Below are 24,452 nucleotides of genomic sequence, written 5' to 3' on the forward strand. Positions count from 1 at the left end.
GCATACGATGCAGTTTGATACTGTTCAGTCCCTGTTAGGCGAGGGGATGTATCACCGGGCGTTCCCGGGATACTGTGCCATTATCGGCACGAAAAACGGTGCAGTGTTCACGTCCTACGGCGGCATGCGCCAGATCTTCCCCGAAGAAGAACCGATGACCGCAGACACGCGCTTTGACTTAGCGTCGCTTTCGAAGGTGGTCGGCACCACGATGGCCGCTCTGCGTGCAATCAATCAGGGAAAACTCTCGCTCTATGACACCCTTTCGGACTTTTTCCCTGCATGCTGCGGCAGGGAGAACGTCCCCGTTATCGCACTCATGACGCATACCTCCGGCATTGCGGCGCACCTGCCGCTTTATACGATGCAGATCACCCGCGACGAAGCCGCTGATGCGATTCTGCGTTCAGAGCCTGTTTGTAAATGCGGCGAACAGACCGTATACAGCTGTATGGGATACATCCTGCTCGGCAAAATTCTCGAACAGGTGTATGACATGCCGCTCGACAAGCTTGTCAGGCAGGAAGTGTTCGACCCGCTCGGCATGAAATACGCAAGCTACTGCCCAAACGACTATCTGCCGTTTGCCGCAACCGAGCTTGACCCGATCACAAACCACTACATCTGCGGCGAAGTGCACGACGAAAACGCCCGCTTTTTAAACGGCGTTGCCGGAAACGCCGGTATTTTTGCAACGATGGACGACATGAAAGCGTTTGCGCAGATGCTCGCAAACGGCGGCAAGGGATATCTTTCAAGCCGTGTTTTCGAACTCGCAATCAATGATTTTACGCCGCATTGCACCGAGAGCCGCGGTCTTGGATTTTATCTGTACACCCCGGGCAAGCCGTATCCGGGCGGCGAGTTGTTTTCGCCCGGCAGTTTCGGTCACACCGGCTTTACGGGCACGTCGCTGTTTGTCGACCGCAAAACGGGGTTTTACGGTCTTTTGCTCACAAACCGCGTCCACTACGGCCGCGAAAATCAGAAAATTATTTCGTTCCGCCGCCGGTTTTATAACGCGGTGTGCAGTGCAATGGAGGGAAGCAAATGAAACAAACTGTTTTGTGCGGCATTGACCGCCCCGACCGGATTGCCGCAGTTCTTTCAGGCGCACGGGTGGGACTTATCACCAATCCGACCGGCATTGACCGCCGTTTCCGCGCTACGATTGACCGGCTTACCACGGTGTGCACCTTATGCTGTCTGTTTTCGCCGGAGCACGGTGTGCGCGGAGAAAAACAGGCGGGCGACCATGTCGAATGCTACACGGATGATTCGACCGGTCTGCCGGTATACAGCCTCTACGGCGATTCGCCGCATATTTCCGAAGAAATCCTGTCCGGATTGGACGTGATCGTGTTCGATATTCAGGACGTCGGCGCGCGGTTTTACACGTATTTATACACGCTCTCCTATGCAATGGCGGACTGTGCCGCGGCGAACAAGCGGCTCGTTGTGTTAGACCGCATTAACCCGATCGGACGAAAAATCGAGGGCACCGTGCTCGATCCGGCGTTTCGCTCGTTTGTGGGACGGTTCCCGATTGCGACGCGGTATGGACTTACAATCGGCGAATATGCCCGCTATATCAACGACACCGAGCACATCGGCTGTGACCTGACAGTGATCAGCGCTGAGGGCTGGAACGGCTGTTATTACGACGAAACCGACCTTGCGTGGGTGATGCCGTCGCCGAACCTGCCGACGATTGATTCGTGCCTTTGCTATATCGGCACGTGTTTGGCGGAGGGCACCAATCTTTCCGAGGGACGCGGCACCACAAAGCCGTTCGAGCTCATTGGTGCGCCGTGGCTGTCCGCAAAACGGATTGCCGACGAGTTAAACGAACGGAATCTGCCGGGTGTGCGGCTTCGGAGCTGTTATTTTACACCGACGTTTTCAAAACATGCAGGTGAGCTCTGCCGCGGTGTCGCACTCCACATCACCGACCGTGATACGTTCCGTCCGTTTGAAACGGCCATTCGGCTGTTCGATCTCATCCGCAAAACGCATCCGGACTTTTCGTTTTTGCCGCCGGTCAAAGCGCATAACCCGCCGTTTATCGACCTGCTTTTAGGCACCGATGCTTTCCGGAGCGAATCGTTTGACGCAGACCGGTTTTTATCGGAATGCGCACGCGCATGCGGCGATTATGCAGAAAAAATCCGTCCATATCAAAACACATAAAGATTCACAGTCTGTTTGTTGACCAAAGCATTAAAAATCGGGTAAGATAAGTGTATATCGGAGGGATTTTTCATGGCAATGTTATACTCACTGACCGAAGCAGTCGGCAAAACGCCACTTTTACTGCTTTCAAACTATCAAAAACAAATCGGCGCAGCCGCAGAAATCGCGGCAAAGCTTGAATATTTAAATCCGGCAGGAAGCGTTAAAGACCGTGCGGCGTATTATATGATCAAAGACGCGGAAGCTTCGGGCCGCATCCGTCCGGGTGATACGCTGATTGAACCGACCTCCGGCAACACCGGCATCGGACTTGCAAGCATCGGTGTGCCGCGCGGCTACCGCGTGATTCTCACGATGCCGGAGTCGATGAGCGTCGAGCGCCGGATGCTCCTTGCGGCATACGGTGCAGAGATTGTGCTGACGCCGGCATCCGAGGGCATGCAGGGTGCGGTGGACCGCGCCGATGCTCTCGCAAAGGAGATTCCCGGTGCATGGATTCCGGGACAGTTTTCAAACGAATCGAACGCCCGCGCCCACTATGAAACGACGGCACCCGAAATTTTCTCGGATGCAAACGGAAAGGTGGACATCTTTGTCGCAGGCGTCGGCACCGGCGGCACGATCACCGGATGCGGACGGTTTTTGAAAGAACACTGCCCGGGCGTTAAAATCGTGGCAGTCGAGCCGTTTGATTCGCCGCTTTTAAGCGAACGCCGCGCAGGCCCGCACAAGCTTCAGGGCATCGGTGCAAACTTTGTGCCGTGTCTGCTCGATAAAAAAGCGTTTGACGAGGTCATGACGGTAAAAACCGAGGAAGCGTTCGAAGCGGCAAGGCTTCTGGCAAAAACCGAGGGCGTGCTCGCCGGCATTTCGTCGGGTGCAGCGCTCGCGGCGGCTTCCCGCCTTGCAAAACAGGAGGAAAACCGCGGCAAACGCATTGTCGTACTCCTGCCGGACACGGGTGACCGCTATCTGTCGACCCCGCTGTTTGCAGGCGAAAACGCATAAGCAAAATAAAACAGGACGAAGCGTTTGCTAACGCCATATAAGGCAGTAATTTGAAAACAATATTGAAATACAGCTTATGGGTGTTGCAAAGGCAAAAAGACAGCGTAGAAGGCAGAAATGCTTTTTACGCTGTCTTTCTTTATGTTCAAAAATGAAATCGCACATTCGTCAAACAAGACCTTCCTTGCTACAATGTGAGTGAAGGAGGTAAGCGGATATGCGAAATCAAAAACACTACATAGCGATTGATGAAAGTGAACGGAGAATTATTCTAAATGCTCTTAATGCGCTGCGGAACAATCTGCTGGCAGAAGGCAGATATACGGACGCAGTAGATGATGTTCTAATCAAAGTAGTCAACGCACCTGTCAAGAAATTCAAAATCAGAATCACGGAGGTTTAAGGTTATGAAAAAGACAATATTTGAACAGATGGGTGGCACATACGAACAACAGGGAGATTATCTTATCCCCTGTCTCGCCCTTCCTGCCAAAGACGTAGTGCCGATAGGATTGTGGGGGCAAAGACACCTTCAATACATTAAACAACATAGAAAAATATTTTATACTAATTTGATTACAAGTGGTGATTTATATAGCTATCTTGCTGATATTGACGAGTTAGCAAATAGCATCTATGAAAATATGGTACCGCTATATAAATCGTTATACCAAGTTACTGAAGAACTTAAAAAATCCAATCCTTTTGAATGGGTGCACAGAAACAACGACATTATAGATGTTATTAATGAAATTATATATAATGATGTGATATTCCGATAAACTAGTAAATGGCGAGGTGTTTCACCTTGCCATTTTCGCTTAATAATTAGATTTTCGGAATCATACTCGCGGAATTAGGAGCATTGGCTTGCATATTCCAGATAGCTATTTTCATCTTTTTAATACGCTTACCATCACCAAAATCAAGCAAATCTTCCCTTTTATAAACATTCAAAAGTTTATTTAACGATCCCAAGTCCGCAGATGTCATTAAAAACGCTTCTTCCGGATCGATTAGTTTGCAGTATGCCCACAGTTGTCCTAAATCACGCAGAGTTAAACTTGTCTTTTTTGCTTCAATAAGAAACAGTTTGAACTCATCTGCCTTCTTTACTATGCCGAGAACATCAATTTGAATATCTACACCGATAGCTTCTTCTTGAATGATACCGTACTTTCTAAGAACTCTATCCAATCGTTCGCTGTGTGAGTCAACTACGATTATTTCCTCAGCAGATTTGTATTTATCTTTCAGGTATGCTTTAAGCCATAGCTGCATTGGTGGGTATAAGTCAAATTCTCTCATATCTTTATTCTCCATATCCTAAATCTTTGGCTATTTGCTTCCACGAATCATAGTGTTTGCCTCTTATCTCGGATGGAATAAAGCCATCATTTTCGCTTGGGTGATGTGGTTTGTTTTTATTTCTTTCGCGGCCTTCCCAATAGAATTTGTGAGTTACTTCTTCAGGTTTTTTCCCCTCTGATTCAAGACCATCGATTAATTCGGTTGCAAACTGAGCAAGAGCTTCTCTTTTGTGCAGAACAGCAAATCCTATGGGCAAAAATTCATTCGCCCATATTTTAATTTGATGTTCTTTTTTCCAAAAATCAGGCTTCCCTTCCTTGAATTTAACAAGATTGCCGTCACGCATATTGGGATGAGCCCAATCTATTGCCTGTACAGGAATATTAACATCTTTAAGTAAACGACAAACATCGCTAACCAAATACCAATTATGTGGCACTTCTAAGTAAACACGATGCATATAGTTTTTAAAAAAGTAGTTACTTCTGCGAATGTAACCCGTCACATCAGCAAATCCTTGCAAAAAAGATATCTTCTCATCACGAGTAAAGGAAAAAATTTCTTCATCAATTCTAATATTTTCGTGGGATACCGCATTGCCGATATAACGTAAAATTTCTCGCATCATATATTCGTCATTTCTCTTAGTGAAAGAGATAATAGAATAATTATCCTGCTGAGTAAAGCTCAATCCTGTGCCGATTAGAGGTTCTAATACTGTGCGAATATCGGTTATACTTGCACGTACATATATTCTAACATCGTTATTATTTTCTGTTACCAGTTTTTTATGTGGAATTTCAACAGATATGGTGGTTTCTGATGCATCACGTCTCACTTCTCCATTGCCACAAATCATACCTAAAAGGTAAGACATCTCTAGATTCATACAATCACAATCCTTTTAATTCAAGCCTATTCTATATCCATTGTTGAATAATTCCCGAATAATTCTATTATCATTAAGACGATATAAATACTCGGCCTTATAAACTCTGTTTTTTCCAAATAAGTGTGCTATGTCAGCGGGTGGGGCAATAGGAACATAGAGCCTTAATTCCAGAGCCCATTTGTTAGCATCTTCTTGTAAAACAATTATTCCCTCGCTATATAATGTGATAGCAGGAGTATGAGTTTGATTATAATCGTTGATAAATTTGGCCATTGTTCCCGGTTTTGCTTCTGCTTCTATAAAGAAGTCTCCGCCATTCTGCTTAATATCATTTAAAAAGTCTAAAATTCTTTTTAGCATATGATCCTCCATTACAAATTATATCCCCGATCAAAGTCTGTAAGATTTGCAGGATGTAAGCGTGAGACAATAGCTCGTATGGCTGCAACATTTTGATATTCCCCAAAATGGAAGCCATAATCTCTAACAATTTTCTCTACAAACTTGCCTTTATTGATTCTTCTCACATAACTAGTGTTTCCCTCGCCTAAAAAAGGAAGAAGAACAGAAGGACAATTATTTATATTGTTAAAATAAATACGAAGTTGATGGCTTCTTTTCATCGAATATCCACCTGTCGTTTCACCTTGAGTTATAGGGTAATATTCTTCATCAGGAAATTCTCTTTCGAACATAAACGCTTTTTCTTCTGGAATCTGTGCTTCAATAAGCCCGATTCTTCCAGGGCTACATAAATACCCTAAAATCAAACAAAAGTCTGCGGTGTTAACCTCTATATCGAGAGCCCTGGATCCTAATAATGCCATAACATCTACTCCTTAACAAATATCAAAAGGTATTCATGAACCTTATTGATACGGAATTTGTATGGATATCCAAGCGGCCGCATATTATTGTAATCTGCTTGTCTATCCCAAATAATTAGATCGTCGTAAATGAATCCAATTTTTTGTAATGCTGTAGCTAAATCGCTATGCAAAGGATAAAAATTGCTTTTTTTACGAATATCCATTACATTTACGATACAATAACCACCTTTTTTCAAAACTCTACTAACTGAAGCAAAAAGGTTTGATAATGTATTTATAAATTCACTATAATTTGCAATATTTCCCACATCGTTGGTCTTATCAGAGTAATTTACAGCATTCTTTTGGTCGGCACTTCGTTTCATATTGAGAATATCCCAATACGGTGGGGATGTAACACAAATATCGAAGTGATTTGCAGGAAGTGTTTTTAGCACCTCAAAACTATCACCGTTAATTATCTGAATTTTATCATCTTTGCCCACACGTTGTTTTGCTATATTACAAAAATCCTCAGATAAATCGATTCCTACAGCTTCGCATCCAAGTTTTTGTGCAGCAACAGTTGTGGAACCAATACCATTAAAAGGATCTAATACACGCGAATTTGCTTTTGAAAAAGTGCGTATTAGTTTTTCGCACAACGAAACCGGGTAGGATGCGGGATGCTTAAATTCTTTCTCTTCTTTTGTTTTCGATAAATCTCGCCAAATGCTAAAAGAATTTTGAAGCCACTCCTTGCCGGTGAGATCATTGCATTTTTTAGAGTTATCCATTGGGTATCCACCTTTTTGATTGAATTCTTTTTACTTCACAATCAATATAATCGGATTCTTTTTTGTTAATACCGTATGCTTTGTACACTATCTGATTTAATTCCTCTAAACAGTCGAACCATTCTTGACTCATATAATCATTGCTTTCTAATCTGCTAACTAAACTGAGTATAGAATCAAAATATATTTCTTGTTGATTAGTTGACGGAAGTGGTATTTTTTTTAAGTATTTTGCATCTGTATGCATTGTAAGTTTGGAGTAATTATAACAGTATTTGTACAAGAAAAGATTGCACAAGCGAGAATGAAGTATGCCTAATATGTAACGACACATTTTTTCGTCACCGTCCGTGAATACAGTAACTGTCTGCGTTGCTTCCATATTACCGCCAAAAGCAGCTATTATACCTGCTTCTGCACTATAAATATTTTGAATAAAAACCTTATTACCTGTTGTAGGCACAGTATGATTTTTATACCCAAATTTACGTATTTCTTTTCCTGCTATCGCATCTTTTGACATAGATTTTCCTCTACCAACATAACCATTACATAAATCAGATAAAGTTTGATATGAGGAAGTTAATTTTTTATAAGTCGAATAATCCTCTGAACAGTTAAAGATTAGAATTTCATCTTTGTAAAATGATTGAGGAATACTGCACATAGATACAAAGCGGTTGCTTGACAATTTTTTTAATTTGATTTTATGCTTTCTATCTGCTGCACAATTTTTAACTGTAAGAATAATTTGCTCTCCTCGAACATTCTTGAAATAAGCGCCGATATCAATAATGGATATAATCGTTTTTTCTTCAAGAATAGTTCTTCGCAACAAGCTATATCCAGCTACGTGTAGAAAGTTTTTTGGAATTATGTAAGATACAATACCATCGGTTTTTACAATCTCAAAAGCTCGAATTAATGCTGCCACAAACAGATTGTTGCCAAAATCAGATACTCTACGTCTGAAAAGATAATCACAGTTTAATTCAATATCACCCAACAAAGGAACATAAGGGGGATTACCTATAACAACATCCGGTTGATCAGATAATTCAAATTCACTCAATAGAGTAGAAGCCGTTCTGCCAATGGAGTCGCAAGCAGCAAAAGAAACATTGTTAATGTTATTTAAGCAAAACTTGATAGCATTTTTATCTTGATCTGCACCAAAAAGGTTAACAAATCCATGCTTTTTTGCGGCATAAAGAAATACTCCTGAACCACAGCAAGGATCCATGATCACTGTATCTTTCGGAAGTTTTAGTTCCATTAACATTTTTTCAGCAAGTGGTAAGTCTGTATAAAAAACTCCATTGTCTTTTTTATAGCTGTTTTCAAGAGAGCTTTCATATACATTAGAAGCATCTATGTAAGCGTTTTGAGCAAGACTCATAGCAAGCTCTCCTTTCTATTCTTTTTCAATAATATCCATAATGTCTCCAATATTACAATCCAAGACACCACACAGTTTCATCATTACTTCCATTGATACAGGCTGATTTTTGCTTAGTTTTGATAAAGTTGTAGAACCAATACCTGCGGCTTCTTTCAATTGCATTTTTTTCATATTCTTATCAATGAGAAGTTTCCACAGTTTATTATACGAAACAGCCATAACGAATAACCTCGCTTTCAGATATAACCATTTTAATTATAACATGGAACTCGATAGGTTGCAATAATTTTGCGATATAAAAGAAAAAAATTCCCGCCTATCGGTTGTTTGAGATTGATTAACTTGGGTATTTGTGATACAATTTTAACCACGAGGTAGATTGCATGTTGAATATTATTGATTTTAAACTATATAAAGCTATATTTGTGTCAGAAGGAAAAAGCAGGTTTATTTGCAAAATTTCATATAATGATGAAATCCTTGAGTGTTATGTTCCAATTACGTGTAAACTCAGTAGTTTAATATCGCTTGATGATAAAGAAATTTTGATAAGAGAAACGACCAAAGCAGCCAAACGAATTAAATATACTTTATTTGCGATACGAAACGACAAAGATTATTTGATTGTTGATACAGGATTTGCCAATCACATTATTAAAGCAATCTTAACTGGAAACAAAAATAAAGGTTTATTTTATCCTGAGCAAGTTATTGAGAATTATAAATGCGATTTTTACTCAAAGACATCTAAAACGTTGGTTGAGGTAAAGAGTGTAATTACAGCAGAGCAAGTGTTGCTGATACCAAATATGAAAACTCAAAGGGCGATCAAACAGCTACAATGTATTTGCTCATTATTATCCCAAGGATATAATGCTGAATATTTTATAGTGGCGTTTGCACCTCAAATTGAGAAAATAGAAATTGATACAACAGAAAGAGTCGGCCAATTATTAGCTGAGTTTTCAAGATTGGGCGGTAAAATAACTTGCATAAAGATTTCACTCGACGAGTCATATAAAATTCACATTAACAAATTGATATATTCATTTAAATAAAATTCTCGTTTTATTACAAAAATCTTGACAAACACTTGTTCTATAAGGTATAATAAAATACTCTCAAAAGAGAGCTACAACTGAATAGCATTCTTCACATTAGAGTGAGAGAGACGGCTTTCAGCCGGACAATGCCTGCGGTATGCTAAGAGAAAATACCGCCGCTTCTGAATTGCCTTGAACTGTCGGCAATCAGAAAAGCGTAAAGGACAGTTTCGACTTTGAATTTCAAAGCCGGTTACATGAATGTGAAGCCACCACCGCAAGGGATAGGTCTATCCTTTTGCGGGAAGTCGGTACGCATTTGTGTGCCGGCTTTTTTTGTTACCTGAAAGCCGGTTACAACAGAATGACCGGCTGGATGGGATATGACCGTGCGATGATCTCCCTTTGATAGGAGCGAGCACAGCAACGCTGCGGTGAGACTCCGGGGCAGGGAGAGAAAAACGACATTCAGGCAGACCGGCAAAACGCCACGGGAAAAAGACAGCGTAGATGTCGTATACCGTAACAAGCAGGGAAACTGTATTGACAGTTTCCGCTTTCATCGGCAGCAAGTGCCGATTTCACTTTAGTGGCTGCCGCCCCTAATACCCCGAATTCAAAGAAAGGATTGATGTTGTATGAATGAAATAAAGAACAAAAACCTGTTTATCCGTGTGAGCGAAAAAGAAAAAAATCTGATTGAGCGCAACGCTGATAGGTGCGGTCTGACCGTATCGGAATATCTTAGGCAGCGAGCTTTGGGATATATGCCGAGAGCTGTTTTACCCGAAGTGTTCTTCTCCTTCAGCGATAAATTGGACGCACTCTGTGTGGTATGCGAAGGCAAAATTTCAGCGGACACGGAAGAAAAAATTATCGCTTTGATTGATGAGATAACCGTCGAACTTATCTTACCGCAAAAGGAAAGGTTGGTGGTATGATGTGGCAACTACGGGATTCTGGCCTGTGAAAAGCAGGCTGAAGGAAGTGATAGACTATGCGGAAAATCCCGATAAAACCATCGACAAAAGGTATGTGGACAGCGATCTCTACGTCGCCTTGCAGTATGTTTCCAATGATAAAAAGACCGATGCGTGTATGTATGTCAGCGGTATCAACTGCAATGCAAAAAGAGCCTATGAGCGTATGACGGCAACAAAAAAGCGCTTCGGCAAAACAGGCGGCAATGTGGCGTATCACGGGTATCAGAGCTTTCAGACCGGCGAAGTAACTCCCGAAGAAGCGCATAAAATCGGCTTGGAAACCGCAAGGCGTATGTGGGGCAAGGAATATGAAATTGTTGTTACCACCCACCTCAATACCGATAATCTCCATAACCATTTTGTGATAAACTCCGTATCCTTTAAGACCGGCAGAAAGTTCGAAAACCATATCTCCGACCATCACAGGCTCCGTGAAATCTCTGACGCCGTATGTCTGGAATACGGAAAAAGCGTCCTAAAAGAAGCCGAGTTTTACGGCGGGAAGAAAAAGGAATACTGGCTGAAGCAGAGCGTCGGTATGTCGCACAGAGAGCTTTTGAAAGCGGATATTGACGCTGCGCTTGCCCAGTCCACCAATTTCAAAGCCTTTGAGATACGCCTCAAAGATATGGGCTATGAGATACGGCGTGACGGGCGCTTCGCCCACTATTCCGTCAAAGCGCCAAGCTGGCAGAGGGCGGTGCGCTTGGAGCGACTGGGCAAGGAATACACCCCTGCCGCCATCCGTGAACGGCTGCTTGGCAATCAGCGGTATATCGGCTATGTGCCTTTTCACAAGCCAAAATATACATCGCTGCTTCTGCTTGAGATTGAATACCGCAAAATGAAAAAGATGGACGGTATACAGATATTGTTTGAACTGATTATCGAGTTATGCAAGCTGATTACAGGCAACAATATCGCTCCCGCCTCTCCCCGTCCGCTTTCGCCCGAAATGCGGCGGGAGGTTGTCAAACTGGATAAAACCCTTGAAGAATACAGATTCCTGTGTGAGAAGCAGATGGATTCTCCGCAGGAGCTTGTTACTTTTATCAGCGAAACACGGGTGCAAATCTCCGCTTTGGAAAAGGAGCGGCAAGCGGTATATAACCGCAACCGCCATAAGAAAAGCGAAACGCTGAACGCCGAAGCGAGGGATATTACCGCAAAAATCAAGCCTTTGCGGAAGGAACTGTCTACCGCAAGGGCGATTCTCGAAAAGATACCGAGATTTGAAAAACTGCTGGAAACCGAACGGCAGATGGAAACTGCCATAGCAATAAAACACAAAGAAAGAAGGTATGAACGATGACAAATACAAGCAGCCCGCCGAAGAAAAGGGCGGCAAACATCAGAACAGATAAGCTCCGCACCTTTGAGGGACATCCCTTTCAGGTGCTGGACGATGAAGATATGAACAGTCTTACAGAAAGCATTAAGGCGCAGGGTATTATTTCTCCGCTGATCGTCCGCCCGATTGAAAATACGGACGAATATGAAGTGGTCAGCGGACACCGCAGGCTGCACGCCGCCGTAAAAGCAGGACTGACGGAAGTGCCTGCTTTGATCTATCCCCTTGACCGAAACGAAGCGATAATTGCGGTGGTGGACAGCAATCTCCACCGTGAACGGATGCTTCCAAGCGAAAAGGCGTTTGCCTACAAAATGAAAATGGAGGCAATGAAAGCGCAGGGCAAGCGGACGGATTTAACTTTGTCGCAGCTTGCGACAAAGTCGGACACCGCCGCTGAAATCGGCAAAGCACGGAATGAAAGCCGGGACCAAGTGTTCCGGTATATCCGCTTAACCCACCTCGTTCCCGAACTGCTCCAAAAGGTAGACGAGGGTGTGATTGCCCTCAGCCCCGCCGTTGAGCTTTCCTATCTGTCCGAAGAACAGCAGAACATCCTGCTGGACGCTATAAGCCTGAACGACTGCACCCCTTCCCACGCACAGAGCATCCGTATGAAAAAGGCGGCGCAACAGGGTACGCTTTCCTCGGACAGCATCTATGAGATTATGGCGGAGGAAAAAGCCAATCAGGCCGAGCGTATCAGCTTTAAGGTGCAGGATTTGAAGGCGTTTTTCCCAAAGAACTACACGCAGAAGCAGATGACCGATACCATTCTGAAACTGCTGTATGAACATCAGCGTCGGCTTGAACGCAAGCGAAACAGCCGTGATGAAAGGTAAGGTGGCAGTATGAAGAAAACGGAGATTTACCCGAATAACGAAGTTATATATGCTCTGCCGCCTGAGCCGATCGACGAAACCGAGCCGGTTTGTCTTGTGGATTATATGCTGCCTCAAAACGGAGAACGCAGTCTGGATTACAGCAGGATGCGCCGCTTCGGGGAGGACGATTTCAAGCTGAAGATTGGCGGGACAACCTACGAAATCTCCACGCATTTTAATCCCAAAGGCAGGCAATGCGTAATGGAGCAATTCAAGGAACTGATTCTGTCCGAAAAGCTGATTTAACCATCGCACAATAGAAAAAGGCAATAGGGTATAGTAGGATGAATATGCCTTTGCTATGCCCTGTTGCCGGAAAGGAGAAAATGAACGATGACAACAGAAACGAAACCAAACGGGCAGGCAGATGAAAAAATCACGGCGCTTTACTGTAGGCTTTCCGTGGACGATGACAACAAGGACGAGGAATCAAACTCCATCACGAATCAAAAGCAGATTTTGCAGGACTTCGCCCGAAAAGAGGGATACACCAACACCATGTTTTTCGTGGATGACGGCGTATCGGGCACCACTTTCCAAAGACCGAATTTTATGCGTATGGAGCGTATGGCGGAGAACGGAGAAATCGGCACCATTATTGTGAAAGACCTATCCCGTTTCGGGCGTGAACAGGTGGAAATGGGAAGATTGACGCAGGTGGTGTATCCGTCGCTGGGTATCCGCTTTATCGCCATACAGGAGCGAGTAGATACTTTGACTGGCGATGGCGTGGAGATGATGCCGTTCCACAATATTTTCAACGAGTGGTATGCGGCGCAGACCTCCAAGAAAATCCGTGCGATATGGCAGTCAAAAGCAGATAACGGCAAACGGGTATCTTCTTCTGTTCCGTTTGGGTACAGGAAAGACCCGAATGATAAGGAGAAATGGCTGATTGACGAGCCCGCCGCCGAAGTGGTACGCAAAATCTATGCGCTTTGCCTTGCAGGGCGTGGCCCGTCGCAGATTGCGAGGCAGTTGGAGAAAGAACAAATCCTTGTTCCCTCTGCTTACTATGAATCTATCGGCAGAAGTCACGCACAGAAAGTACCGGCTAATCCGTACTGTTGGGACCAGAAAACCGTTGTCGGTATTCTTGAAAACAGGCAGTACACCGGCTGTGCGGTGAATTTCAAGACCACCACCGTCAGCTACAAGGTGCATAAAACCATTTACAAACCGGCGGAGGAACATCAGGTTATCCCGAATATGCAGGAGCCGATTATCTCGGAGGAACAATGGCTGAGGGTGCAGGAGCTTCGCAAACACCGCCGCAGACCGACCGCCACAGGCAGAGCAAGTCTGTTTTCGGGATTGGTGTACTGCCCCGACTGCGGCGCAAAGCTGCATTTCTGCGCCGCAAAGAGCCTGAAACGCAATCAGGAATTTTGGCGGTGTTCCAACTACAAGGACGGCAGAGGGACTTGCAAAATCCACTATATCCGGGATGTTGTGCTGGAAAAGATTGTGTTTGAAGCCATCAGCGGTTTATCGGAGTTTGTGAAGTGCCACGAAACAGTATTTCTGTATATGCTGGCGAAGAAAACAAACGCCATGCGGCAGAAGGAACACAAAAGGCTGGAGCAGACGGTGGAACAGGGCACAAAGAGAATTGCCGAAATCGACAGGCTGATTGAAAAGGTGTTCGAGCAGAACGCAAGCGGCATACTTTCTGATGAACGCTTTTCCAAAATGCTTCAAAACTACGAAAAAGAGCAGAAAGCTCTGATGCGGGAGGTTTCCGACAGTCAAAAGACCTTGCAGGAAGCGAAGCAGAAGGTTACGGATTTAAGGCTGCTGCTCCGAACGCTTCGTGAACTTACGGATATTGCAAAGCTTACCCCGGCACTTGTAAACTCTCTGATTGAGCGCATTGAAGTCCACAACAACGACAAGTCAAGCGGCCACTGTTATGTGAAGGTGGATATTTACTTCACGGCGGCGGGAATGATAGACATTCCCACCGAGCAGGAAATCCTTGCTATGATGCAGGAAATACGGGAAAACCCACAGGACTTCCGCTTTGTAGCATAACAAAAAGGTACGGCGTAACCCATTTTTCTGAGTTACACCGTACCCCTTACATAAATACTTCCTTATCTGGCGTTGGCATTTGCTTCGTCCTGTTTTTTCTTACTGATTTTTGCCGCCCGGGCCGTATTGATGTTTGTTTCCCTGTCCGTCCTGGTTTGCACCCTGCTGCGCACTGCCGTTTCCATTCTGCTGTCCGCTTTGTGTGTCCTGCTGCTCCTCGTCGAGCAGATTTTTGATTTCCCGCATCGTCATCCCTTTGACTTGCTCAGGTGTGATCGTTTGATCGTATGCAAGCACCTCAAGATACATCCGGTATTTTCCGTACGACAGCCCGAATGTATGTGCGTCCGCTACATCGCTTTCGTTCACTTTGCAGCATTCGATATTTTCCTTGTTCTGCGTATACTGCGAAACAGCTGCATAAACCTCGTCGCTCTGTGCTTCATTCTCCGAAATGACTGCAATCGACAAAAACTCATCCTCTTTCAGATACTGCTGCATCGATTCACTCTGCACAACCGTCTTGACTGCCTCGTTATAATCCTTATGCAGCAAAGACACCGACTGTGCGAGCGCTTCGCCGTCCTCATTATACGCATTCGTACCGATCACCTTGCCGAACCGGTTGATTTGCAGCTCGATGGAGGGATTGATATCCATGCTGATGACCAAAGAAGGTGTAAAATAAAGCGCATATCCTGCCGTGGCAGCACACAAAAGCAGGCATGCATATGCAGCAACTGCCCATTTGTTAAACAAAACGCGCCGATACGGTTTTTGCTTTTTCGCAAGCGTATCTGACACAAACTGCATCGTACGCGCTTTCATGGCGTCGTTTGCATGGACCGATTCAAATGCCGCCTTGATTTCATTTTGCATCCTGCTCACCTCCAAGCGCCTGTCTAAGCATCTGCTTTGCACGCTGCATCCATGTGTAAATCGTATTCACGTTTTTGCCAAGAATCGTGCCGATCTGCGGGGCAGTGTATCCCTCATAATAATGCAGATAGATTGTACGGCGGTATTTTTCCGGCAGTTTTAACACCGCCTCCAATACCTCCATGTTCTGCACTGCGGGATTGTTGTCCTGCATCTCTTTTAATGCATCCATGGAAACCGTGTGCGTGCGGAAAAAGCTCTTGTGCACGTCTTTGCAGGCATTGATTGTCACGCGAATGAGCCATGCTTTTTCGTGCGCCTCGTTTTCGAAGGCAATCCGGCTGAGCGCATATTTTAAAAACACCGTCTGGAACACATCCTCGGTGTCGGCGTCGTTTTTGAGATGAATCAGGCAAATTCGTTTGATCATATCGGCATATTGCCCGATTGCACGATTCACTTCATCCTCACTGCGCATTCAATCAACCTGCCTGTTCTCACTGATTTCGCCTGAATCGGTTTTGGCTGCGGTTTTGTGCCGGTGTGTCCGCCCGGTTGTCGCAGACACCGTCGCCGTTTTCATCCGTAAAATTTGCGCCTGTGCCGGCTGTTCCACGGTTATCGCAGACGCCGTCGCCGTTTTCGTCCGCAAAGTTTGCGCCTGCGCCGGAATTCGGTGCTGCCCATACCGCTGCCGTACAGCACACGGCTGCCAGCGCCGCAATCAATGTGCCAATGATTATTTTCTTCATCATAAATTCTTCCAACCATCTGTGTTTTGAGTTTCCTCAATCACAATACGATTGAAATCATACAATCCATTCATGCATGAAAAAATTTTTTTAAAAATATTTTCCCGATTCGCCGACACTTATTTTTTGCCGAAATATTTGCGGTCAAGGCTCCGGTACTGGATTGCCTCGGCAACATGGCGGGTATTTATCACCTCGTCGCCGGACAGATCGGCAATCGTACGCGACACTTTTAAAATCCGGTCATATGCACGCGCGGAAAGCGAGAGCTTATCAAACGCCTTTTGAATCATCGCTTTTGCATCATCGGTCATGCGGCAGTCGGTTTGCAGTCTTGCCGGCGGAATTTTTGCATTTGATAAAATATTCGTTCCGCGAAACCGCTCGTGCTGAACGGCACGCGCCTTGTCCACGCGCGCTTTGATCGCCGCACTCGACTCCGCCGGTGTGTTCGACGAAATCTCCCCAAACGACACCGGAAGCACGTCAATATGCAAGTCAAGCCGGTCTAAAAGCGGCCCCGAGATGCGCGAAAGATACTGTTCGACACGCTTCGGCGTACAGGTGCACTGCTTTGTGGGATGGCCGTAATAGCCGCAGGGACACGGATTCATCGCGGCAATCACCATCATCGAGCACGGATAGGTGAGTGTGCCTGACACGCGCGAAATCGTAACACAGCCGTCCTCAACCGGCTGGCGGAGCACCTCCATGGCGGCGCGCGAAAACTCGGGCAGTTCGTCCAAAAATAAAACGCCGTTGTGTGCAAGCGAAATTTCACCCGGACGCACAATCGAGCCGCCGCCCGAAAGTCCCGGTGCGGAAATCGTATGATGCGGCGAGCGGAACGGCCGCGCTGTAATGAGCGGTGCATCGCGGTCAATGAGTCCCGCCACCGAATGAATCATTGTCGTTTCGATCGATTCTTCAAACGTCATGTCAGGTAAAATCGAGCCGATACGCTTTGCGAGCATGCTTTTTCCCGCACCGGGTGCGCCGATCATCAAAGCATTATGACCGCCTGCCGCCGCAATCTCGAGCGCACGCCTTGCACCCTGCTGGCCTTTGACTTCACAGAAGTCCGGCACAAACGGCACGGGCTGATTCTTGGGTGACACATATGCCGTCGGGGACAGTGACGTTTTATCTTCAAAAAAGGCGAGCAATGTTTTTACATGCGGCACGCCGTAGACGGTAATACCCGGTACAACAGCGGCTTCCTTTGCGTTTTCTTCGGGAACAAACACCGCCTTGCATCCCGCGCCGCGCGCACTCAGCACCATCGGCAAAACACCCACAACCGGACGCAGCGCACCCGACAGCGAAAGCTCGCCGACAAACATGCATTTCGATAAATTTAAAGCAAGCTGTCCGCTCGATAAAAGAAGCGACAGAAAAATCGGCAGATCATACACAGGTCCCGCTTTTTTTAAGTCGGCAGGCGCCAAGTTGACCGTAATTTTTGCCGCCGGCAGGGTATAGCCGCAGTTTTTGAGTGCCGCACACACACGGTCGCGGCTTTCCCGCACAGCGGTATCCGGCAGTCCGACAATATCAAACCGCGGCAGCCCCGGCGCAAAATCGGTTTCCACCTCCACAAGATAGCCCGCCAATCCGAAAAGTCCCGCACTTTTTACACTGTTCATGCAAACGTCCCCTCGTTTTCCCCGTTTCTTTTGAGTATACTCGATTTTTAAAAAAGAAACAACATTTTCCTTTGGCGTTTTTGTTTTTAAAAAAAATAACCAAAAAAACGCATTGAAGTTTATGCATAATTTTCGTTCCGAAAACGGGTTTTCCTCTTTACTTTTTCATTTGTTCGGCTATAATGACACTGACATTTTCTTTTTTTACAATCGTTATACCAGACAAAAGAAACGAGGGGATTTTATGTTTCAGCTTCGATGGGTCTGGGCGCGCATGGAAGGCTATCACGGGCGCTATATCTTTGCGCTGTTCGGCTCGGTGCTGATTGCAGCGTCACAGCTTATGGGCTCTCTCATTACCGCACAGATCATGGACACGGTCTTTAACCCGATTCAATCGGGCACGCCGGTCACAGAGCAGCTTGTTAAGACGCTCATTTTCTGGCTCATTTTACTTGTGGGCTTTACGCTTTTGCGTACGTCATTTACATACGGCGTCGTCATGACCTATGAGCACTGCTCCCAGCAGCTGACATATCGTCTGCGCCGCGATCTTTACAAAAACATGCAGGAGCAGGATATGCGGTTTTACAGCAAAAACCGCACCGGCGACTTAATGACACGCTTGACCGGCGATATGGACATGATCCGTCACACGGTCTGCTGGGTCATCCGCCAGCTTTTAGAGTGCATCGTGCTCTTTTTGACAACGACAATCTGCTTTTTGATTGCCGACTGGCTGTTTGCATTGACGCTGTTGGCGGTCACACCGTTTATTTTCCTCATCACAAAACGCTTTGCAAAGCGCATCGGCCCGATGTACGTCGATCTGCGTGAACGGCTTTCGCAAATGAACACCGGCGCACAGGAAAACATCTCCGGCAACCGTGTCGTCAAAGCGTTTGCACGCGAAGATTACGAAAACGAACAGTTTGACCAAAAAAACGAAGCGTTTAAAAAAGCAAATCTTGCCGCAACGATGACTTGGCTTCGCTACAGCCCGATCTTAGATGCGCTGTCGCAGTCGCTTGCCGTTTCCGTGCTGCTGGTGGGCGGTATTTTCCTGATTACCGGCCGCATTTCCATCGGTACCTTTACGCTGTTTAACTCGCTTTCCTGGACGCTCACAAACCCGATGCGCATGCTCGGCATGCACATCAACGACCTGCAGCGTTTCTTTGCGAGCGCAAGCAAAATCATTGAGCTTTATTATGCCCGTTCGACGATCATCACCCGTACGGATGCCACACCGGTTTTAGGCCGCGTAAAAGGCAAAGTAACCTTCTCCCACGCCGGCTTAAAGTTAGACGGCACACAGGTGCTTTCGGACATTGATTTGACCATCAATCCGGGCGAAACGGTTGCCATCATGGGACCGACCGGCTCGGGCAAAACATCGCTTATTAACTTAATCCCGCGGTTTTTTGACGCCACCGAAGGCAAAGTCCTTGTAGACGACACACCGGTCGGCATGATGCCGCTTCACGACCTGCGCAGAAGCATCGGCATTGCAACACAGGATGTCTTCTTGTTCTCCGACACCGTGGACGGCAACATTGCGTACGGTGATTCGACGCTTTCGGAGGAGGAAGTCAAACGATATGCAAAAATGGCATCCGTTGATTTTGCCGAAAAGCTCACCGACGGCTTTGATACGCTGATCGGCGAACGCGGCACCGGTCTTTCGGGCGGTCAGAAACAGCGTATTGCACTCGCGCGTGCGCTCGCGGTGCGTCCGTCGATCCTCATTCTCGACGATACCACCTCGGCAGTCGATCTGGAAACCGAAAAAGAAATCCAAAACGCACTCGATTCGCTCGATTTCCCCTGCACAAAGATTTTCATTGCACAGCGTATTTCCACCACCAAACGAGCGGACAAAATCGTCATTTTGGACGGCGGCCGCATTGTGCAGTACGGCACACACGACGAATTAAAGGAGCAGCCCGGCTATTACCGCGAAGTATACCTGCTCCAAAACGGCATGACGGAATAAAGGGGGAATCATCATGGCAAGAAACCGATTTGACGTCGACGAAACACTCGAAACCCCATTTAACGTAAAACATTTACTGCGTGCCGGCGTGTATGTCAAACGCCACAGCAAAAAAATGATCCTGTCGCTTGTTTACTCTGCGATTTCGGCGGTCTGCGCGCTTGTGGGCCCGCTGCTTATAAGCACGGCGATCGATGTAGCTGTCCCGAACAAGGACTATATGCTGCTTGTCTGGCTCGCTGTCGCAATGGCGATTTCGATTGCACTCAGTATTCTGTTCGGCTGGATTCGCTCGAAATACATGACAATCGTCGGCCAGGAAATCATCTATGATATCCGCAAGGATTTGTTTGCACACTTACAAAAGCTGCCGTTTCAGTTTTACGACGACCGTCCGCACGGCAAGATTCTGACCCGTGTCATCAACTACGTCAACAACGTGTCGGACGCGCTCTCAAACGGCATCATCAACTTCATCTTAGAAACGTTCAACCTCATTCTGATTGCTGTGTTCATGCTTTTATGCGATGTGCGGTTAAGCCTCATCGTCATGGCAGGCATTCCGGTATTCGTGGTGGTCGTGTTCTTCTTAAAACCGGCACAGCGCCGTGCTTGGCAGGATGTGTCGAACAAAGGCTCGAACTTAAACGCCTACCTGCACGAGAGTTTGGACGGTGCAAAAATCACACAGGCATTTGTCCGCGAGGATGAAAACGCCGAAATCTACGACAAATTAAACCGCAAATACGTCAAAAGCTGGATGAAAGCGCAGTTTACCTCAAACCTTGTATGGTATTCGGTCGACAACATCTCGACCATCGTCATTGCGGCGATGTACCTGATCGGCTTGTTTATGTTAGGTCCTGCCGTGAAAATCGGTACGCTCATTGCAATTTCCTCGTATGCATGGCGGTTCTGGCAGCCGATTTTACAGCTTTCGAACCTGTATAACACGTTTATCAACGCCGTCGCATACCTCGAGCGTATTTTCGAGATGATCGACGAGCCGGTCACCATCGACGATGCGCCGGATGCCGGCGCGCTCCCGCCGATTGAGGGACGAGTCGACTTTAACGACGTAACCTTCTCATATGACGGCGAGATCAATATTCTAGAGCACATGGATCTGCATGTGCGTGCAGGCGAGTCGATTGCACTCGTCGGCCCGACCGGCGCCGGCAAAACAACGGTAGTCAACCTCATTTCGCGGTTTTATAACGTCACCGGCGGCGCTGTAACGCTCGACGGCCACGATGTGTCGCGTGTAACGCTCCATTCGCTCCGGTCGCAGATGGGCATCATGCTCCAGGACAGCTTCATTTTCTCGGGCACGATTCTCGACAACATCCGCTACGGCCGGCTTGACGCAACCGACGAAGAAGTCATCGCGGCGGCAAAAACGGTTCGTGCGCACGACTTCATCATGGCGATGGAAAAAGGCTACCACACCGAAGTCAACGAGCGCGGCTCGCGGCTTTCGCAGGGACAAAAACAGCTGATTGCGTTTGCACGCACACTGCTTTCGAATCCGCGGATTCTGATTCTCGACGAGGCAACCTCCTCGATCGACGCACAGACCGAGCGGCTGTTGCAGGAGGGCTTGAATGCGCTCTTAAAAGGACGGACGTCGTTCATTATCGCGCACCGGTTGTCCACGATCAAAAACTGCGACCGTATTTTGTATATCAGCAACAAGGGCATTGCCGAGAGCGGCAGTCACGACGAGCTGATGGCAAAGAAAGGACTTTATTATCATCTGTACACCGCACAGATCGAAGGATAACAAAAAAGAGGACTGAAATTTCAGTCCTCTTTTTTTCTTGGATACGGCTGTTTTTCGTCGGTCAGTCCCGCAAGATAGTCCATGCTCGTTTCGAGTGCGACTGCAAGTTTTCGGCATTGCTCGAATGTCAGATACCGTCTGCCGGTTTCGATTTTTGAATAGTCGCTTTGGTCAATACCGGTCATCATCTGGATTTTTAACTGCGTATATCCCTTTTCTTTGCGCAGTGCGCGGATTCGGTTCATATTGCTTCACCCATTTTAGAGTATGGCAAATTCCCCTATTGAAATTAGGGTGAAATTGACCTATTATATATTTGAGGTGATTCTTATGGCTTCCTTTTGTCTGGAATGTTGGAATAAAATAAACAACAGAAACGACCCGCCACGCAAATATATTATTTCAAAATCATTGGATTTATGCGAAGGATGTGGTGAATGGAAACACGTTCTTGTGATGGAGCGAAAATATTATTATTTACGCAAATTTCGATTCATTATTATTCCTGTGTATATTATATGGCGAATTATATTTTTACTCTTAAAACTCATATCATGGCCTTTTAGAAAAATATTTTCAAAGTACCGCAACAAACAGTCTGTTTGTTCTGAAACCACTTCAAAAAAGTAGCGCAATAATTGCGAAAAATTCATCTTCATTTCCTCTTTACTTTTTAAAATCCCGCCCGTATAATAAAGGCAGAGATTGTGTGAAAATCACACCGATTTTTTGGAGGAAGAAGACCAATGCTTACTTTAAAACTTGATGCCTCATCATCCCAATATGCACCGCAGATTGAATTGCTTTCCGCAATCGTTCCGGTGCGCCTTGCAGACGACGGGCTGACCCTTTCGTGCGAAGCCGGAAATGATGGCATGACTGTTATGAAACAAGACGGACACGCGCACATCGTGTTCGAAAAACCGTGCGAATTTTTCCGCGGTATTTTAACTCTCATGGAGCATGAAGCAGACGACACCGTTTCGCTCCATGAAAAAGCTCAGTTTGCGTTTAACGGCCACATGATCGACAACTCCCGCAACGCTGTGTTAAATATGAAAACAGCCAAAGAAGTCATCATGTACTCCGCACTCATGGGACTCGACAACATCCTGCTTTATAACGAAGAGACATTCGAAGTGCCGGAGCATCCGTATTTCGGCTATATGCGCATGGGCTACACGAAAAAAGACGTCCGCGAATTAAATGATTTTGCAAAACAGTTCGGCGTGACAATCGTTCCGTGCATTCAGACACTTGCACATTTAGCACAGACACTCCGCTGGGCATGCCACCGCGACATCTGCGACGCAGGCGACACATTGCTCGTGGAGGAGGAGAAAACATACACGCTCATTGAAGACGTCATCCGTTCGTGGCACGACTGCGTCGACACCGCTGTGTTCCACATCGGCATGGACGAGGCATATTACTTAGGCCGCGGCCAGTACTTGAACAAACACGGCTACAAACCGCATTTCGAGCTGATGTGCAACCATCTGCGCCGTGTGCTCGACATCTGCAAAAAATACGATTTAAAACCGATGATCTGGAGCGACATGTTCTTTAACCTCATGTTCGGCGGCCTGTACGCAGACGGCGAGCTCGACCAGAACCTGCTCGACCTCGTGCCGAAAGACGTCACCCTGGTTTACTGGGACTACTACTCGACCTCGTATGATCTGTATGACAAACGCATTAAGAGCCATTTACAATTCGACAACAAGATCGCATTTGCAGGCGGCGCTTGGAAATGGAGCAGTATCGTTCCGTCGACCGATCACAGCATGAACGTCACAAAACTCGCCCTCGACGCGTGCCGCGCAAACGGCATCGACACCGTATTTGCAACCGAGTGGGGAGATAACGGCGGCGAGGCTTCGATCTATTCGATTCTGCCGGTGCTTTCGCTGTTCGCAGAGGAAAGCTACGGCACAGACGATGTCGACGCACGCGTGAACAATGCCGTTTTGGCAATGACCGGCTATACCACCGAGGAGTTCTTAAAAATGTGCGACATCAACCGCACCACCAAAGTGGAACCGATCGTACCGCACACAAACCCGGGCAAATACCTGTTCTTCCAGGATGTGCTCATGGGACTGTTCGACTGCCATGTAAACGAAACGTTCCCGGCACACTTTGCGCAGTGTGAGCGCACGCTCGCCGCATTGGCTTCGCGCGATCTGCCGGTTTCGTATGTGTTCGATACCCTCGCAAAACTCGCGCATGTGCTCGAAGTCAAATGCGACATCGGCATCCGCTTAAAAGCCGCATATGACAAGAATGACCGTGAAGCACTTGCAAAAATGGCAAACGAGGAATTTGACGAGCTTCTTTGCCGCATTGAATCGTTCTATCACGCATTCCGCACCCAGTGGTACAACGAGAACCGTCCGGGCGGCTTCGATGTGCAGGACCTCCGCATCGGCGGCTTAAAACAGCGCATTGTCACGGCAAAAGACACGGTAAACGCATATCTTGCAGGCGATATCGACCGCATCGAGGAATTAGAAATCGAGCGTCTGCCGTTCGACTGCCGCACCCCGGGTGAGGACAAGGATGTAAACGTCGACTGCAACTTCTGGAACTACATCTCGACGCCAAACGTCAACACCCAGTATTAAAAAAATTAAAAATTACAAACCGGCGAATTCCGCCGGTTTGTGTTGCCGCCCGTGTGCGGACA

At 46.6% G+C, this 24,452-nt stretch carries 26 protein-coding genes; 14 read left to right on the plus strand and 12 right to left on the minus strand.

All coding sequences use genetic code 11. From position 1 onward, the window contains the following. The first annotated feature begins 7 nt into the window (after positions 1-7). The 5 genes from H6A12_RS01665 (at position 8) to H6A12_RS01685 (ending at position 3,983) form a co-directional block, all read left to right on the plus strand. Positions 8-1,054 carry a serine hydrolase domain-containing protein gene (locus H6A12_RS01665; protein WP_204444133.1) on the plus strand — a complete coding sequence of 349 codons (1,047 nt, stop codon included), beginning with the start codon at positions 8-10 and terminating at the stop codon, positions 1,052-1,054. Continuing rightward, positions 1,051-2,190: an exo-beta-N-acetylmuramidase NamZ family protein gene (locus tag H6A12_RS01670; RefSeq protein WP_204444135.1), complete on the plus strand. Its 1,140-nt coding sequence runs from the start codon at positions 1,051-1,053 to the stop codon at positions 2,188-2,190. Before H6A12_RS01665 ends, H6A12_RS01670 begins: the two co-directional genes overlap by 4 nt. Positions 2,191-2,262: 72 nt before the next feature. Further along, positions 2,263-3,201, plus strand: coding sequence for a cysteine synthase A (cysK, locus tag H6A12_RS01675; RefSeq protein WP_204444137.1), 939 nt, complete (start codon positions 2,263-2,265; stop codon positions 3,199-3,201). Positions 3,202-3,418: 217 nt separating this feature from the next. Then, positions 3,419-3,604 carry a hypothetical protein gene (locus H6A12_RS01680; RefSeq protein WP_204444139.1) on the plus strand — a complete coding sequence of 62 codons (186 nt, stop codon included), beginning with the start codon at positions 3,419-3,421 and terminating at the stop codon, positions 3,602-3,604. A 4-nt stretch (positions 3,605-3,608) separates the two neighbouring features. After that, a complete protein-coding gene (locus H6A12_RS01685; RefSeq protein WP_204444141.1) occupies positions 3,609-3,983 on the plus strand; it encodes a TnpV protein in 375 nt (124 codons plus the stop codon). A 46-nt stretch (positions 3,984-4,029) separates the two neighbouring features. Here H6A12_RS01685 and H6A12_RS01690 read toward each other — a convergent pair whose 3' ends face one another. Genes H6A12_RS01690 through H6A12_RS01720 form a run of 7 tightly spaced genes read right to left on the minus strand, consistent with a single transcriptional unit; the run spans position 4,030 to position 8,631 of the window. Next, the gene (locus tag H6A12_RS01690; RefSeq protein WP_243415255.1) at positions 4,030-4,509 is read right to left on the minus strand and encodes a hypothetical protein; all 480 of its coding nucleotides are present in this window, start codon (positions 4,507-4,509) and stop codon (positions 4,030-4,032) included. 4 nt (positions 4,510-4,513) lie between these two features. Next, positions 4,514-5,401, minus strand: a complete 888-nt coding sequence (locus H6A12_RS01695) for a hypothetical protein (protein ID WP_204444145.1) — start codon at positions 5,399-5,401, stop codon at positions 4,514-4,516. 15 nt (positions 5,402-5,416) lie between these two features. Further along, the gene (locus H6A12_RS01700) at positions 5,417-5,764 is read right to left on the minus strand and encodes a hypothetical protein (protein WP_204444147.1); all 348 of its coding nucleotides are present in this window, start codon (positions 5,762-5,764) and stop codon (positions 5,417-5,419) included. Between the two features lie 11 nt (positions 5,765-5,775). Continuing rightward, the gene (locus H6A12_RS01705; protein ID WP_204444149.1) at positions 5,776-6,231 is read right to left on the minus strand and encodes a hypothetical protein; all 456 of its coding nucleotides are present in this window, start codon (positions 6,229-6,231) and stop codon (positions 5,776-5,778) included. Positions 6,232-6,236: 5 nt separating this feature from the next. Further along, entirely contained in the window at positions 6,237-7,010 is a 774-nt protein-coding gene (locus tag H6A12_RS01710) for a DNA methyltransferase (protein ID WP_204444151.1), read from the minus strand. Then, on the minus strand, positions 7,003-8,409 hold the full coding sequence (locus tag H6A12_RS01715; RefSeq protein WP_204444154.1) for an HsdM family class I SAM-dependent methyltransferase: 1,407 nt from the start codon (positions 8,407-8,409) through the stop codon (positions 7,003-7,005). Before H6A12_RS01715 ends, H6A12_RS01710 begins: the two co-directional genes overlap by 8 nt. Positions 8,410-8,424: 15 nt before the next feature. Continuing rightward, positions 8,425-8,631, minus strand: coding sequence for a helix-turn-helix domain-containing protein (locus H6A12_RS01720; RefSeq protein ID WP_204444156.1), 207 nt, complete (start codon positions 8,629-8,631; stop codon positions 8,425-8,427). A gap of 164 nt (positions 8,632-8,795) precedes the next feature. On the opposite strand from H6A12_RS01720, the gene H6A12_RS01725 reads away from it, so the two are divergent. The 6 genes from H6A12_RS01725 to H6A12_RS01750 all read left to right on the plus strand — a co-directional run bounded on the left by H6A12_RS01725 (position 8,796) and on the right by H6A12_RS01750 (position 14,707). Continuing rightward, the gene (locus tag H6A12_RS01725; RefSeq protein WP_204444157.1) at positions 8,796-9,470 is read left to right on the plus strand and encodes a DNA/RNA nuclease SfsA; all 675 of its coding nucleotides are present in this window, start codon (positions 8,796-8,798) and stop codon (positions 9,468-9,470) included. Positions 9,471-10,093: 623 nt separating this feature from the next. After that, positions 10,094-10,396 carry a plasmid mobilization protein gene (locus tag H6A12_RS01730; RefSeq protein ID WP_204444159.1) on the plus strand — a complete coding sequence of 101 codons (303 nt, stop codon included), beginning with the start codon at positions 10,094-10,096 and terminating at the stop codon, positions 10,394-10,396. A 46-nt stretch (positions 10,397-10,442) separates the two neighbouring features. Continuing rightward, entirely contained in the window at positions 10,443-11,750 is a 1,308-nt protein-coding gene (locus H6A12_RS01735) for a relaxase/mobilization nuclease domain-containing protein (RefSeq protein ID WP_204444161.1), read from the plus strand. Continuing rightward, positions 11,747-12,631 (plus strand): ParB/RepB/Spo0J family partition protein, encoded by an 885-nt coding sequence (locus H6A12_RS01740; RefSeq protein WP_204444163.1) that lies wholly within the window; start codon positions 11,747-11,749, stop codon positions 12,629-12,631. Before H6A12_RS01735 ends, H6A12_RS01740 begins: the two co-directional genes overlap by 4 nt. 9 nt (positions 12,632-12,640) lie before the next feature. After that, positions 12,641-12,919, plus strand: coding sequence for a hypothetical protein (locus tag H6A12_RS01745; protein WP_204444165.1), 279 nt, complete (start codon positions 12,641-12,643; stop codon positions 12,917-12,919). An 87-nt stretch (positions 12,920-13,006) separates the two neighbouring features. Beyond that, complete coding sequence (locus H6A12_RS01750) at positions 13,007-14,707, plus strand: recombinase family protein (RefSeq protein ID WP_204444167.1); 1,701 nt, start codon at positions 13,007-13,009, stop codon at positions 14,705-14,707. A gap of 99 nt (positions 14,708-14,806) precedes the next feature. Here the strand turns inward: H6A12_RS01750 and H6A12_RS01755 are convergent, their stop codons facing one another. The 4 genes from H6A12_RS01755 to H6A12_RS01770 form a co-directional block, all read right to left on the minus strand. Beyond that, positions 14,807-15,586, minus strand: a complete 780-nt coding sequence (locus H6A12_RS01755; protein ID WP_204444169.1) for an anti-sigma-I factor RsgI family protein — start codon at positions 15,584-15,586, stop codon at positions 14,807-14,809. Continuing rightward, positions 15,576-16,064, minus strand: a complete 489-nt coding sequence (locus H6A12_RS01760) for an RNA polymerase sigma factor (protein WP_204444171.1) — start codon at positions 16,062-16,064, stop codon at positions 15,576-15,578. Before H6A12_RS01760 ends, H6A12_RS01755 begins: the two co-directional genes overlap by 11 nt. A 19-nt stretch (positions 16,065-16,083) precedes the next feature. After that, complete coding sequence (locus tag H6A12_RS01765; RefSeq protein WP_204444173.1) at positions 16,084-16,341, minus strand: hypothetical protein; 258 nt, start codon at positions 16,339-16,341, stop codon at positions 16,084-16,086. A gap of 116 nt (positions 16,342-16,457) precedes the next feature. After that, on the minus strand, positions 16,458-17,984 hold the full coding sequence (locus tag H6A12_RS01770; RefSeq protein ID WP_204444175.1) for a YifB family Mg chelatase-like AAA ATPase: 1,527 nt from the start codon (positions 17,982-17,984) through the stop codon (positions 16,458-16,460). 244 nt (positions 17,985-18,228) lie between these two features. Between H6A12_RS01770 and H6A12_RS01775 the strand changes: the two genes are divergently transcribed. Further along, positions 18,229-19,980 carry an ABC transporter ATP-binding protein gene (locus tag H6A12_RS01775; RefSeq protein WP_204444178.1) on the plus strand — a complete coding sequence of 584 codons (1,752 nt, stop codon included), beginning with the start codon at positions 18,229-18,231 and terminating at the stop codon, positions 19,978-19,980. Between the two features lie 13 nt (positions 19,981-19,993). Then, positions 19,994-21,763, plus strand: coding sequence for an ABC transporter ATP-binding protein (locus H6A12_RS01780; protein ID WP_204444180.1), 1,770 nt, complete (start codon positions 19,994-19,996; stop codon positions 21,761-21,763). Between the two features lie 20 nt (positions 21,764-21,783). Here the strand turns inward: H6A12_RS01780 and H6A12_RS01785 are convergent, their stop codons facing one another. Next, positions 21,784-22,008, minus strand: a complete 225-nt coding sequence (locus tag H6A12_RS01785) for a helix-turn-helix domain-containing protein (protein ID WP_204444182.1) — start codon at positions 22,006-22,008, stop codon at positions 21,784-21,786. 501 nt (positions 22,009-22,509) lie between these two features. On the opposite strand from H6A12_RS01785, the gene H6A12_RS01790 reads away from it, so the two are divergent. Beyond that, complete coding sequence (locus tag H6A12_RS01790; RefSeq protein WP_204444184.1) at positions 22,510-24,390, plus strand: beta-N-acetylhexosaminidase; 1,881 nt, start codon at positions 22,510-22,512, stop codon at positions 24,388-24,390. The last annotated feature ends 62 nt before the right edge of the window (positions 24,391-24,452 follow it).

The organism is Merdimmobilis hominis, from assembly GCF_016901855.1.
Classification (GTDB): domain Bacteria; phylum Bacillota; class Clostridia; order Oscillospirales; family Ruminococcaceae; genus Paludihabitans.

Coding starts and splice junctions, on each gene's coding strand:
- H6A12_RS01665 (WP_204444133.1), top strand. CDS start 8: ATGCAGTTTGATACTGTTCAGTCCCTGTTAGGCGAGGGGATGTATCAC.
- H6A12_RS01670 (WP_204444135.1), top strand. CDS start 1,051: ATGAAACAAACTGTTTTGTGCGGCATTGACCGCCCCGACCGGATTGCC.
- cysK (WP_204444137.1), top strand. CDS start 2,263: ATGGCAATGTTATACTCACTGACCGAAGCAGTCGGCAAAACGCCACTT.
- H6A12_RS01680 (WP_204444139.1), top strand. CDS start 3,419: ATGCGAAATCAAAAACACTACATAGCGATTGATGAAAGTGAACGGAGA.
- H6A12_RS01685 (WP_204444141.1), top strand. CDS start 3,609: ATGAAAAAGACAATATTTGAACAGATGGGTGGCACATACGAACAACAG.
- H6A12_RS01690 (WP_243415255.1), bottom strand. CDS start 4,509: ATGAGAGAATTTGACTTATACCCACCAATGCAGCTATGGCTTAAAGCA.
- H6A12_RS01695 (WP_204444145.1), bottom strand. CDS start 5,401: ATGAATCTAGAGATGTCTTACCTTTTAGGTATGATTTGTGGCAATGGA.
- H6A12_RS01700 (WP_204444147.1), bottom strand. CDS start 5,764: ATGCTAAAAAGAATTTTAGACTTTTTAAATGATATTAAGCAGAATGGC.
- H6A12_RS01705 (WP_204444149.1), bottom strand. CDS start 6,231: ATGGCATTATTAGGATCCAGGGCTCTCGATATAGAGGTTAACACCGCA.
- H6A12_RS01710 (WP_204444151.1), bottom strand. CDS start 7,010: ATGGATAACTCTAAAAAATGCAATGATCTCACCGGCAAGGAGTGGCTT.
- H6A12_RS01715 (WP_204444154.1), bottom strand. CDS start 8,409: ATGAGTCTTGCTCAAAACGCTTACATAGATGCTTCTAATGTATATGAA.
- H6A12_RS01720 (WP_204444156.1), bottom strand. CDS start 8,631: ATGGCTGTTTCGTATAATAAACTGTGGAAACTTCTCATTGATAAGAAT.
- H6A12_RS01725 (WP_204444157.1), top strand. CDS start 8,796: ATGTTGAATATTATTGATTTTAAACTATATAAAGCTATATTTGTGTCA.
- H6A12_RS01730 (WP_204444159.1), top strand. CDS start 10,094: ATGAATGAAATAAAGAACAAAAACCTGTTTATCCGTGTGAGCGAAAAA.
- H6A12_RS01740 (WP_204444163.1), top strand. CDS start 11,747: ATGACAAATACAAGCAGCCCGCCGAAGAAAAGGGCGGCAAACATCAGA.
- H6A12_RS01745 (WP_204444165.1), top strand. CDS start 12,641: ATGAAGAAAACGGAGATTTACCCGAATAACGAAGTTATATATGCTCTG.
- H6A12_RS01750 (WP_204444167.1), top strand. CDS start 13,007: ATGACAACAGAAACGAAACCAAACGGGCAGGCAGATGAAAAAATCACG.
- H6A12_RS01755 (WP_204444169.1), bottom strand. CDS start 15,586: ATGCAAAATGAAATCAAGGCGGCATTTGAATCGGTCCATGCAAACGAC.
- H6A12_RS01760 (WP_204444171.1), bottom strand. CDS start 16,064: ATGCGCAGTGAGGATGAAGTGAATCGTGCAATCGGGCAATATGCCGAT.
- H6A12_RS01765 (WP_204444173.1), bottom strand. CDS start 16,341: ATGATGAAGAAAATAATCATTGGCACATTGATTGCGGCGCTGGCAGCC.
- H6A12_RS01770 (WP_204444175.1), bottom strand. CDS start 17,984: ATGAACAGTGTAAAAAGTGCGGGACTTTTCGGATTGGCGGGCTATCTT.
- H6A12_RS01775 (WP_204444178.1), top strand. CDS start 18,229: ATGTTTCAGCTTCGATGGGTCTGGGCGCGCATGGAAGGCTATCACGGG.
- H6A12_RS01780 (WP_204444180.1), top strand. CDS start 19,994: ATGGCAAGAAACCGATTTGACGTCGACGAAACACTCGAAACCCCATTT.
- H6A12_RS01785 (WP_204444182.1), bottom strand. CDS start 22,008: ATGAACCGAATCCGCGCACTGCGCAAAGAAAAGGGATATACGCAGTTA.
- H6A12_RS01790 (WP_204444184.1), top strand. CDS start 22,510: ATGCTTACTTTAAAACTTGATGCCTCATCATCCCAATATGCACCGCAG.